Raw genomic sequence first — 10,950 nt, forward strand, 5'->3', positions numbered from 1 at the left:
CCGCCCCGAGGGGCGGCACCCGTAAGGTGTCAGAGGGTCACTTCTTCGCGGCCTCGAAGGCGTCTGCGATGGAGTTGAAGATCTCCGTGTAGGTGATGATGGATTCGTTGGTGTACGTGTCGTTGGGGGCGTACACGACGTGCTTGTTTTGCAGGGCGGCGACGTTTTGCAGGGCGGCGTTGTCGTTGATGACCGTTTCGGCCGGAGTGTTGGAGCCGTCCTTGGTGATGGCGGCGTCGCGGTCGAGGACGAAGATCCACGCCGGGTTGGCCTGGGCGATCGCCTCAACGGAGATGTCGTCGCCGGTGTGGGAGTCGGTCGATCCTTCGACCTCGAGGGCGGGCTTGAGGCCGAGCAGGTCGAAGACCGGTCCCCACGTGCGGCCCTTGCCGGGCGCCACGTAGCCGATGTTGCCGCCGGAGACGTCCACCGCCATGACGGTGGAGGAGCCGTCGTAAGCGTTCTTCGCGCGCTCGATCGAGGCGTTAAAGTCGTCGACGAGCTGCTTGGCCTCGGCCTGCTTGCCGAAGATCTCGCCGAGGTCGGTGACCTGGCGGATGAGCTCCTCGTTGAAGGGCTGGCCCTCGCGCGGCTCGAGGTTGATGAGCGGGACGTCGGGCGCCAGCTCCTTGATCTGAGCGTCGTACTTGGAGAAGCGCTGACCGGAGATGATGAGGTCGGGTTCGGCGGCGACCAGGGCCTCCAGGTTGGGGTCGCGGTGCATGCCCACGTCGGCGACGTCTTCGCCGTTGAAGGCGGTGACGGTCGTGGGGATCAGCTTCTTGGGGGCGGCGACCAGGGGCACGTTCCACTGCTGGAGCACCTCGAAGGTGCGGTTGTCGAGGGAGGCCGCGCGGGTCACGGGCAGCTTGATTTCGACCGTGCCGTCGTTCGCGTCGATGGATACGGACGAGGCCTGGGTGGCCTGCATGGTCTCGCTCGGTGAAGCGGAGGACTGGGAGGAAGAAGTGGTGGTGCCGGAAGAGCATGCGGCGAGGCCGAGGGCGGCGATGGCGGCGATGGCGGCCAGGGAGGTGGTCGTGCGAGACATCATTTCTCCGTCATAGGTGCTTGCGGTGAGACTGAAATAGGAAAAGCTAGGCTTACCTAACTGTCAAAACTAACCTTACAGAGATTTAGGCAAGCGTGCGTGTGAGTGTGCACATAGTTTCGCGCTGCCCCGTCGGGGCTCCGCGTTCACGCGTTCGTCGGCCGCACCTCCCTCCCGCCGACTATGGTCGCTTGTTGTCAAGCTCACGCATTTCAGAAATTTCGCACGTAATTTGGCTAACCTAAGCTTTATTAGCACATTGAAAAACGGCGTATTTTCAACGTTTTTGGCGTGTGATCCCGCGACGTCTCGGGGGAATTACGTGCGAAAATGTGAGTGCTGCTCTGAGTAAGCCGAGGGGCGGTGCTCGAATGAGCACCGCCCCGGGAACTAGCTCGGTCAGCCGAGCGAGCGTGAAGTCAGCTGAGCGAGCGTGAAGTCAGTCGACCAGGCCCTTCACGGCCTCGTCGAGTTCGGCGACCCAATCCGCGCCCGACACGTCCGAGGGCATGCGCCAGTCCCCGCGCGGGGACAGGGAGCCGCCGGCCATGACCTTCGGGCCGTTGGGCAGGGCGCTGCGCTTGAACTGCTGGCTGAAGAAACGCCACAGGAACAGGCGCTCCCACTTGACGATCTCCTCGAGCGAGTACGCGACCTTGTCCTCCTCGGGGAAGCCGACCGGCCAGGAGCCGACCGAGGCGTCCGACCAGGCCTTCTCCGCCAGGAACGCGATCTTCGAGGGGCGCGCGCCACGACGCAGCACGTGGTAGAGCGTGAAGTCCTGCAGGTTGTAGGGGCCGATCTTGTCCTGCGTGGACTGCATCTTCTCGCCCGGCTTGGCGGGAACCAGCTCCGGGGAGATCTCAGTGTTGAGGATCGACAGGAGCACCTCGCCGACGTGGTCGTCGAACTGCTTGGAGGCCACCACCCAGCGGATCAGGTGCTGCATGAGGGTCTTGGGCACGCCCGTGTTGACAGCGTAGTGGCTCATCTGGTCGCCCACGCCGTAGGTGCACCAGCCCAGCGCCAGCTCGGACAGGTCGCCCGTGCCCAGCACGATGCCGCCCAGATGGTTGGCCAAGCGGAACAGGTAGTCGGTGCGCAGGCCCGCCTGGACGTTTTCGAAGGTCACGTCGTAGGTGGCCTCGCCCTCTCCGTAGGGGTGGCCGATATCGGCCAGCATCTGCGTGGCTGCCGGACGGATGTCGATCTCCTGGAACGACGTGCCCAGGTAGCGGCACAGCAGCGTCGCGTTCGTCTTCGTGCGTTCGGAGGTCGCGAAGCCGGGCAGCGTGTAGCACAGGATGTCCGTGCGTGGACGGCCGAGCAGGTCCATCGCGCGGGAGGCCACAACCAGCGCGTGCGTCGAATCCAGGCCGCCCGAGACGCCGATGACGACCTTCGGGTTGCCGATCGCGCGCAGGCGCTGGACCAGGCCGGCCACCTGAATGTTGTAGGCCTCGTAGCAGTCCTGCTCTAGGCGCGTGGGGTCGTTGGGGACGAAGGGGAAGCGGTTCACCGCTCGCTCCAAGCCAAGGTCGGTGCGCGGCGGATCGAGGGTGAACTCGACCTCCTGCGGGGACAAGCGCTCATCCCCCGCGAAGTAGCGCTGCGCGTTGTCCGTGAACGAGTTCTGGCGCTTGCGCTCGGTGCGCAGGCGCTCCAGGTCCACGTCGGCGATCGTGATGTGCGCGCCCTCCTGGAAGCGCTCGCCGATCGCGAGGCGGTCCCCGGCCTCGTAAATCATGGTCTCGCCGTCCCATGCGAGATCCGTGCTGGATTCGCCCATGCCGGCCGCCGTGTAGATGTAGGCAGCCGAGCAGCGAGCGGATACCGAGCGGACCATGAGCTCGCGGTCCGCGCCGCGCCCGACGGTGATGGGGGAGGCGGACAGGTTCGCCAGGACGGTCGCGCCCGCGAGCGCCAGTTCGGTGGCCGGGGTGACGGGCACCCACATGTCCTCGCAGACTTCGATGCCGACGGTCAGGCCGGGAACGTCGTCGGCGGAGATGAGGACCTGGCCGAAGGGGACCCACGCGGGGCCGCCGCTGAATTCTTCGACGCCGCCCCACGGCACCTCGATGCGCTCGCAGGCGCGCGGGGGCATGGTGACGAAGTAGCGCTTCTCGTAGAATTCGCGGTAGTTGGGCAGGTGTGACTTGGGGACGATCGCGAGGACGCGTCCGCGGTGGATGGCGACCGCGCAGTTGTATAGGGCGTTGTCCTTGCGCAGGGGTGCACCGACGATGAGGAGGGGCAGCAGGTCGGCGCTGGCCTCGACGATGTTGGCGAGGGCCTTCTCGACGTTATCGAGCAGCACGTCCTGCAGGAGGAGGTCGTCGATGGCGTAGCCGGACACGCACAGTTCGGGGTAGACGGCGACCGCGACGCCGCGCGTATCAAGCTCGCGGGCGGCGTCGATGATCTCGCGCGCGTTGTCGAAGGGGCGCGCGGGGTGCGCGGGCAGGGTGACGGCGGCGACGCGCGCAAAGCCCTGGTCGTAGAGGGAATGGAAGTTCATAGTTCTCCTTTGGTACTGGGCTTATTCTTGCGTACTCGGCGCGCTTGCGCTCTTCGTCGACGAGGCCTGGGCCGGGGAGGTGGGTCGGCGCAGGGGTGGGTCGAGGACGAAGGCGGTTTCGTCGACGCCCGGGGCGAGTCGGTAGAGGGCTGCCGGACGCCCGGCGCCCTCTCGCACGGTGCCGCCCGTCGGTACGATAAACGAGGCCGTTTTGGTGGCCTTTCGGTGGAAGTTGCGCGGGTCGAGGGCTGATCCCCAGATGGCCTCGTAGGTGGTGCGCAGCTGTGTGATCGTGAACTCGGGGCCGCAGAAGGAGGTAGCCAGGGGGGAGTATTCGATCTTGGAGCGGGCGCGCTCGACGCCGTCCGCGAGGATTCGTGCGTGGTCGAAGGCGAGGGGTGAGGGGGATGTGAGGAGTGCGTCGACGGGGTGCCAGAGGGCTCCGGCGGCGTCGCCTCCCGCGCGGGTGGGTGAAAAAGATGGGGCGAGGAGGAGATGAGCGACGGAGAGGATGGGGCCTCGGGGGTCTCGTCCGAGGGGGCCGTAGGAGCGTAGCTGCTCGAGGTGGCCTGGGGGTGTGATGCCTGTTTCCTCTTCGAGTTCGCGCGCGGCCGCCTCGTCTGTTTGTTCGCCCTCGCGCAGGAATCCGCCGGGCAGGGCCAGGTGGTCTGTGAAGGGTTCGATTCCGCGGCGCACGACGAGCGCGTGAAGCGTGTGGTCGATGACGGTCAGGGCGACGATGTCGACCGCGACGGGGATGGTCAGGGGTTTAGTCATGGTGTCAGCATAACTTATTTGTGTCGATTTGACATTAATTGCCGAGGGGAGTTATCGTCATAGTGACACAAACAAGTGGGCGACCACACGACCAAGGAGCCATCATGGGAACTCTTCACCACCACCCCTTCTTCATCCGCTACCAGGGCGGCGCCGGAGACCACGTCGTCCAGATCCGCGCCGGACGCACGCTTCGATCCGGCGTCGGCCAGTCCTTCTGGCTGCGAGCCGGGCGCTGCGCGCTCGCGGAAGTGCCCACCGCCAACCGCGCCCACAGCTTCCTCGTGCAGGCCACGACCGCTGACCAGCAGAACATCAACGCGCAGGTCGCCATCACCTACCACATCGAGGACGCCGAAGCCGCCGCCGAACACTACGACTTCGGCCTGTACCCGCGTCAGGCGGGGGCCGACGCGCAGGGGCTGTGGCAGATCGACGAAACTGTCACCCGCATCGCCCACTCCGCCCTGGCCTCGGCGATCGGAGGGATGACGCTCACCGACGCTATCAGCGGGTCTCTCGAAAGGGTCGGTGCCCTGCTCGTCGGAGCCTTCGCGGACGACGACCAGCTGCGCGCCACCGGCGTGGCCGTCGTCGACGCGCGCCTGCTGAGCCTTCGCCCCGACGAGGGCGTCGAATCCTCCCTGCGCGCCCCGCTCCTCGAGCAACTCCAGGCCGAGGCCGACCGCGCCCTCTACGAACGCCGCGCCCTCGCCGTCGAACGCGAGTCCCAGATCTCCGAAAACGAGATGCAGTCCAAGCTCGACCTTGCCCGCAAACGCGCCGACCTGGTCGACCAGGAGGGGCACAACGCCCGGCGCGAGGCCGAGGAAAAGGCGGCCGCCGACGCGATCGCGGTCGAGGCGGAGTCGCGTCGCATCGTCGAAAAAGCCAAGGCCTACGAGGCCGACTGGAACACGGCGGGACGCGCCCGCATCGGCAACGACACGGCATACATTCAGGCCCTGGCCGACGCCGGACCCGAGGTGGCGCGTGCCCTCGCCCTGAAGGAAATGGCCAAGAACATGCCTTCCTTCGGCAACATCACCATCACCGCCGACGTGCTCAGCGATCTCGTGGCCGCCTTCACGGGCACCGCGAAGGCGGGGAAGTAGCCGTGCGCCGCCGAGCCGTCATCGTCCGGCGCCCCACCGAGCTCGACGAGCTCATGGACCGCTACTCCACGCGCGGCCAGGTCGAATTCGTCCTGAGGAGCCGCGGGCGAACCCTCGCCTCCGTCGAGACCGCCCACGAGTCCCACGTGGCGGCGCTGGCGCGCGTGCGCGCGGGCATCCCGGAGGGGTGGGCGAGCGCCGACGTGGAGCGCGACAGCCTGTCGCGTTTCCTCTTCGCCCCCGAGGACGTCATCGTCGTCGTGGGACCCGATGGCCTGGTCGCCAACGTTGCCAAGTACGCGGGCGAGCAGGCCGTGGTCGGCGTCAACTCGGTTCCCCAGTCCAACGCGGGGGTGCTCGTGCGCTGCACGCCCGACCAGGGGGTTGGCGCGTTGCGCCGCATCGACGAGGGCGGCGACCTGCGCGTGGACCAGCTGACGATGGTGCGCGCGGCAGCCGATGACTCGCGCACGCTCACCGCCCTCAACGAGGTCTTCATTGGGCATCCGAGCCACCAGAGCGCCCGATACGAACTCACCTTCGGATTTCGCGTCGAGCGTCAGTCCTCCTCCGGGGTCGTCGTCTCCACTGGGACGGGGGCCACAGGGTGGGGTGCCTCCCTCAAGCGCGGACGCCACATGGGGGACCTGCCCGCCCCGACCTCGCGCTCCCTCGCGTGGTTCGTGCGCGAGGCGTGGCCCTCGCCCTTCACCGGCGTGGACTACACCGAGGGCATCCTGGACGAGGGCGAGGAGCTGAGCCTCGTCGTCGGCTCCGAATCCCTCGTGTTGTTTGGCGATGGCATGGAGTCCGACCGCCTGACCCTGACGTGGGGCCAAAGCGTGCGGATTTCGCGCGCCCCGCGCGCCCTGGCCCTGGTCGATCCCGCGGGCCTGGGGGAGGGATGAGCCCGTGAGTGTGCATGCGGCGTGTGACGGCTTCTGGATAGGGAACAGAGATGTGGATAGGTTACGAACATCCGGATAGGTTATGAAGATACGGATAGGAAAATAAGCTATCCGGATGCGCACAACCTATCCGGATGCGCACAACCTATCCGGATGTGCGCAGGGGAGAGGCGCCTGTGCGTTGGGGCCGTGGCCCGTGAGGGAATCCCGTGCGCCGCAAGCCCTACGCGGGAACGACGCCCTCCTCGCGCAACTCGGCCATAACCTGGTCGAACGTGCGGGCGACCGGGTCGCGGACGATCAGATCCGCGTGCGCGTCGGCCAAGGTCGGGGTGGCGTTCATGAGCACCAGGTGGTCCCCCGAGAAGTAGTTGATGAGGCCCGCCGCCGGGTAGACCACGAGGGACGTGCCGGCCACGATCAGCGTGGACGCCCGCGCGATGGCAGACACGGCGGCCTCGATGACGCCCTCGTCCAGGGACTCGCCGTACATGACGATGTCTGGGCGCATCTGCCCTCCGCACGACGGGCACGCGGGCACGGGATCCCCGTCAAGCGTGACAGCATCGGCCAACGCGGCGACGGTCCCACAGCGCGTGCATACGAGGCGCTCCCAGTTGCCGTGCAGCTCCCACACGGTCCGCGACCCCGCCCGCTGATGCAGGCCGTCGATGTTCTGTGTAACGACCGCGTCCAGCCGACCGGCTGCCTCCAGGGCGGCCAGAGCCCTGTGCGCCCCATTGGGGTTGACAGGACGGTAGATCTCGTGGAACCACTCCCAGTACGCCTCGGGGTGCTTGGCGAAGAAGTCGATGCTCAGCACCGTCTCCAGGGGAATCTCGCGCTCCTGAAAGTAGAAGCCGTTCGCCCCGCGAAAGTCCGGGATTCCCGACTCGGTGGACACGCCCGCGCCGCCGAAAAACACGGTGGACGGTGAGGCAGCGATCCAATCCGCCAGGGTAGAAACGTCGTCGTTCATGAGGCCCTCCTCGCTCGCGCTACCATTCCAGGATACGCCCGAGGCCGGGGCCCCACGCGGGAACCCCGGCCTCGTGCGACACCAATCGATCAGGCGAAGGTCAGCGCCTGGCGGGCGATCGCCAGCTCCTGGAGCAAGCCCGCACGTGGTGAATGAGCTGTCGGGCCTCACGTTGCCGGTTTGCCTGTGGTGGGCGCACTTGCGCGAGCATGCACGAGCTGGAGGCGAGAGAGATTCTCGGGAGACATGCCGGTCAGGGAATCCAGGTGTGGCCGAGCTCTGTCGAGAATCCCGATGTGGTGGATGTTATCGATGCTGCGGCGATGAAACTGGAGAGTGGATTCATAGGTGAAACCGCCATGGAGATCACTGAAAAAACTGTCTGCTACCCATCTGTACGAGCTGTTGAGAACCAGCTGATAGTCGCATGCGCGGCCAATGAGAGCCGCGACCCAGTCTGCGCACTGGATGTTCGTCGAGAGCTCCGAGTCGATATACGCTGGGGCTTCGAGGATCCGCAGCATCTCCTGGTGTTCCTTGATGCGACTGTAGATGTGGGCATAGCTGCGTCTCACCTGCTGAAAGCGCTGCTTCTCGTTGATCATGTCCTGAAAGAGGAGGATGTTTTGGTCTTCGTGTTCGGCGTGCCTGCAGAGTCGGTTGATCGCCTCGCTCAAACAATCAAGGGTTCTCTCCTCGCGTTTATTTTCCCAGTTGTTGTCGGTGTTCTTGCCCCATACCTGGCCTGGGGAACCGATGGGTTTTTCGCGTACGAAGTAGAAGAGATTTCCACCGTAATTACTCGATATTCGTGCGAGAAGCGAGCGCAGCTCAATTACTTCTTGTCGTCCTGCTCGTCCCATTGCGTGTTTGCTCAGGATGTCAGACCCTTTACGCTCCCATGTAGGAGCGTAGTTTCTCGGATCTTCCTCGCCGTCGCCGCAGAGAAGTGAGTAGAACTTCTGCTTGGTTATCGCGACATCTCGAGATAAAGCATGGACATGCTGTTCAGGAACAACAAAGCCGGCATAGCCGAATGCAGGGGATATTTTAAACCTCTTGTGATCCTTTGAAATGAAAGCGCCAGCTTCGCCAACTTCGTCGATATAAGCGATGAGCATGTTCCTCCTCACTGAGAGACGCAAAGACCCACGGCGCAACGTGTGCGCTCGTGGGCCCGCGGATTGGCACTCTGCGAGGACTTGCTCGCCGTTACCACTCTTAATCGTAGTCGGTGTGTGGGGGTGAAGTCAATGCGCGCGACGGATACGCCCGAGGCCGGGGCCCACGCGGGAACCCCGGCCTCGTGCGACACCAATCGATCAGGCGAAGGTCAGCGCCTGGCGGGCGATCGCCAGCTCCTCGTTGGTCGGGAAGACGTAGATTGTCACGGCCGAGTCGGCAGTGGAGACAACGCGCGGCTCGCCGGAGCGAACCTGGTTCGCCTCCACGTCGATCTTGACGCCGAAGGGAGCGAGGGCCTCGGCCAGCTCGCGGCGCACTGCTGCGTCGTTTTCGCCGATGCCGGCGGTGAAGGTGATGACGTCCAGGCCGCCCAGCTCCGCGGTGTAGGAACCCACGTACTTCAGCAGGCGGTTGATGTAGACGTCCATGGCGGTACGGGCGCGCTGCTGGGCCTCGGGGTCGTCATCGTTGTGGATCATGTCCCACACGGAGCGCATGTCGGACTCGCCCGTCATGCCCTTCATGCCGGACTTCTTGTTGAAAAGGGTGTCGACCTCGTCGACGCTCATGCCGGCCACGCGCTGCAGGTGGAACACTACGGCGGGATCGATGTCGCCGGTGCGGGTGCCCATCATGAGGCCCTCGAGGGGGGTCAGGCCCATGGACGTGTCGATCGGCTTGCCGTTCTTGACGGCGGACACGGATGCGCCGTTGCCCAGGTGCAGGACGATCTGCTTGAGGTCGTCGCGGCCTTCCAGCTTCGCGATCTCCTGGGAGACGAACTGGTGGGAGGTGCCGTGGGCGCCGTAGCGACGAACCGAGTACTTCTCGGCGGTCTCGGTCTCCAGGGCGTACAGGGCCGAGCGGTCGGGCAGCTGCTGGAAGAACGCGGTGTCGAAGACGGCGACGTGGGGGACGTCGGGCATGAGCTCGCGCGCCACGTCGATGCCCTTGAGGTGGGCGGGGTTGTGCAGGGGAGCCAGCGGGCACAGCTCTTCGATGAGGTTACGGACCTCGTCGGTGATGAGGGCCGGGCCGTCGAAGTAGCGGCCGCCCTGAACGACGCGGTGGCCGACGGCGAGGATGCCGGCTTCTGCCAGGGACGGGCCCTCGGTGTCGAAGAGGCGCAGCACTTCGCGCATGCCGACGGTGTGGTCGGGAACCGGCAGCTCTTCCTCGGTGACGGCGTCGCCGTACACGTGCTTGATGAGGCCCATGGGGTCGCCGATGCGCTCGACGAGGCCCTTGGCGATGGCGTCGCCGGTCTCGGGGTCGACGAGCTGGTACTTGATGGAGGAGGAACCGGAGTTAATGACGAGAACGGAGGACGAGGACACGCGTTCGCCTTTCGTGTTGGGGGGATGGGGAGGAAAAGTACGAGGCCGGGGCCCGGTTACCGTCAATAGTAACCGGACCCCGGGACCTGGGTCCCGTTCAGCCCTGGGCTTGAACGGCGGTCAGGGCGACGGTGTTGACGATGTCTTCGACGAGGGCGCCGCGCGACAGGTCGTTGACGGGCTTGTTGAGGCCCTGCAGGACCGGGCCGACGGCCACGGCGCCGGAGGAACGCTGGACGGCCTTGTAGCCGATGTTTCCGGCTTCCAGGGAGGGGAAGACGAAGACGGTGGCCTTGCCGGCGACGTCGGAGCCAGGCAGCTTCTTGGAGGCGACGGCCGCGTCGACGGCCGCGTCGAACTGGATGGGGCCTTCGATGGCCAGCTCGGGGGCCTTCTCGCGGGCGAGGCGGGTCGCCTCGACGACGGCGTCAACGTCGGGGCCGGCCCCGGAGGTGCCGGTGGAGTAGGACAGCATGGCGACGCGCGGGGTGACGCCGAACTGGGCGGCGGTGCGCGCGGAGGTCACGGCGATGTCGGCGAGCTGCTCGGGTGTGGGGTTGGGGTTGACGGCGCAGTCGCCAAAGGCCCACACGCGGTCCTTCATCGCCATGAGGAAGATGGAGGAGACGACGGAGACGCCGGGGGCGGTCTTGATGATCTGGAAGGAGGGGACGATCGTGTGCGCGGTCGTGTGGGCGGCGCCCGAGACCATGCCGTCGGCGTCGCCCATGTGGACCATCATGGTGCCGAAGTAGGACACGTCGGTGACCTTCTCACGGGCCTGCTCGAGGGTGACGCCCTTCTTGGCGCGCAGGCGCGCGAACTCTTCGGCGTAGCGCTCGAGGTAGGCGGGGTCGCCCACGGAGACGACCTGGGCGGCGGACAGGTCGAGGCCGAGCTCGCCGGCGCGCGTGGCGACGTAGTCGGCGTCGCCCACGAAGGTGATGTCGGCGATGCCGGCGGCGAGGACCTGGGCGGCGGCCTGCAGGACGCGGTCGTCGTCGGGTTCGGGCAGGACGATGCGCTTGCGGTCGGCGCGGGCGCGTTCGATGAGGTCGGCCTGGAAGGCGAGCGGCG

The 10,950-nt window shown here is 66.1% G+C and carries 9 protein-coding genes; 2 read left to right on the forward strand and 7 right to left on the reverse strand.

Features of this window, described 5'->3' with window-relative positions:
- Positions 1 to 37 precede the first annotated feature (37 nt).
- From HMPREF1138_RS05125 to HMPREF1138_RS05135, 3 genes are all read right to left on the reverse strand, one after another.
- Positions 38 to 1,051 carry a siderophore ABC transporter substrate-binding protein gene (locus tag HMPREF1138_RS05125; protein ID WP_009057381.1) on the reverse strand — a complete coding sequence of 338 codons (1,014 nt, stop codon included), beginning with the start codon at positions 1,049 to 1,051 and terminating at the stop codon, positions 38 to 40.
- Between the two features lie 439 nt (positions 1,052 to 1,490).
- Complete coding sequence (locus HMPREF1138_RS05130; protein ID WP_009057376.1) at positions 1,491 to 3,572, reverse strand: NAD(+) synthase; 2,082 nt, start codon at positions 3,570 to 3,572, stop codon at positions 1,491 to 1,493.
- 21 nt (positions 3,573 to 3,593) lie between these two features.
- Positions 3,594 to 4,349 (reverse strand): NUDIX hydrolase, encoded by a 756-nt coding sequence (locus HMPREF1138_RS05135; protein WP_009057372.1) that lies wholly within the window; start codon positions 4,347 to 4,349, stop codon positions 3,594 to 3,596.
- Positions 4,350 to 4,453: 104 nt separating this feature from the next.
- Here HMPREF1138_RS05135 and HMPREF1138_RS05140 point away from each other — a divergent pair, with 104 nt between their 5' ends.
- Together HMPREF1138_RS05140 and HMPREF1138_RS05145 are read left to right on the forward strand one after the other, a co-directional pair.
- On the forward strand, positions 4,454 to 5,464 hold the full coding sequence (locus HMPREF1138_RS05140; RefSeq protein WP_009057384.1) for an SPFH domain-containing protein: 1,011 nt from the start codon (positions 4,454 to 4,456) through the stop codon (positions 5,462 to 5,464).
- Positions 5,465 to 5,466: 2 nt separating this feature from the next.
- Positions 5,467 to 6,372, forward strand: a complete 906-nt coding sequence (locus HMPREF1138_RS05145; RefSeq protein WP_009057385.1) for an NAD(+)/NADH kinase — start codon at positions 5,467 to 5,469, stop codon at positions 6,370 to 6,372.
- A 223-nt stretch (positions 6,373 to 6,595) separates the two neighbouring features.
- Here the strand turns inward: HMPREF1138_RS05145 and HMPREF1138_RS05150 are convergent, their stop codons facing one another.
- The 4 genes from HMPREF1138_RS05150 to pta all read right to left on the reverse strand — a co-directional run.
- Positions 6,596 to 7,351 carry an NAD-dependent protein deacylase gene (locus HMPREF1138_RS05150; protein ID WP_009057374.1) on the reverse strand — a complete coding sequence of 252 codons (756 nt, stop codon included), beginning with the start codon at positions 7,349 to 7,351 and terminating at the stop codon, positions 6,596 to 6,598.
- Positions 7,352 to 7,518: 167 nt separating this feature from the next.
- Positions 7,519 to 8,472, reverse strand: coding sequence for a DUF3800 domain-containing protein (locus HMPREF1138_RS05155; RefSeq protein ID WP_009057378.1), 954 nt, complete (start codon positions 8,470 to 8,472; stop codon positions 7,519 to 7,521).
- Positions 8,473 to 8,673: 201 nt separating this feature from the next.
- Complete coding sequence (locus HMPREF1138_RS05160; protein WP_009057382.1) at positions 8,674 to 9,873, reverse strand: acetate/propionate family kinase; 1,200 nt, start codon at positions 9,871 to 9,873, stop codon at positions 8,674 to 8,676.
- 97 nt (positions 9,874 to 9,970) lie between these two features.
- A partial coding sequence (gene pta, locus HMPREF1138_RS05165) for a phosphate acetyltransferase (RefSeq protein ID WP_009057370.1) occupies positions 9,971 to 10,950 on the reverse strand: 980 nt, incomplete at its 5' end.

The organism is Actinomyces sp. ICM58, assembly GCF_000283035.1.
Taxonomy (GTDB): domain Bacteria; phylum Actinomycetota; class Actinomycetes; order Actinomycetales; family Actinomycetaceae; genus Pauljensenia.

Coding starts and splice junctions, on each gene's coding strand:
- HMPREF1138_RS05130 (WP_009057376.1), bottom strand. CDS start 3,572: ATGAACTTCCATTCCCTCTACGACCAGGGCTTTGCGCGCGTCGCCGCC.
- HMPREF1138_RS05135 (WP_009057372.1), bottom strand. CDS start 4,349: ATGACTAAACCCCTGACCATCCCCGTCGCGGTCGACATCGTCGCCCTG.
- HMPREF1138_RS05140 (WP_009057384.1), top strand. CDS start 4,454: ATGGGAACTCTTCACCACCACCCCTTCTTCATCCGCTACCAGGGCGGC.
- HMPREF1138_RS05150 (WP_009057374.1), bottom strand. CDS start 7,351: ATGAACGACGACGTTTCTACCCTGGCGGATTGGATCGCTGCCTCACCG.
- HMPREF1138_RS05155 (WP_009057378.1), bottom strand. CDS start 8,472: ATGCTCATCGCTTATATCGACGAAGTTGGCGAAGCTGGCGCTTTCATT.
- HMPREF1138_RS05125 (WP_009057381.1), bottom strand. CDS start 1,051: ATGTCTCGCACGACCACCTCCCTGGCCGCCATCGCCGCCATCGCCGCC.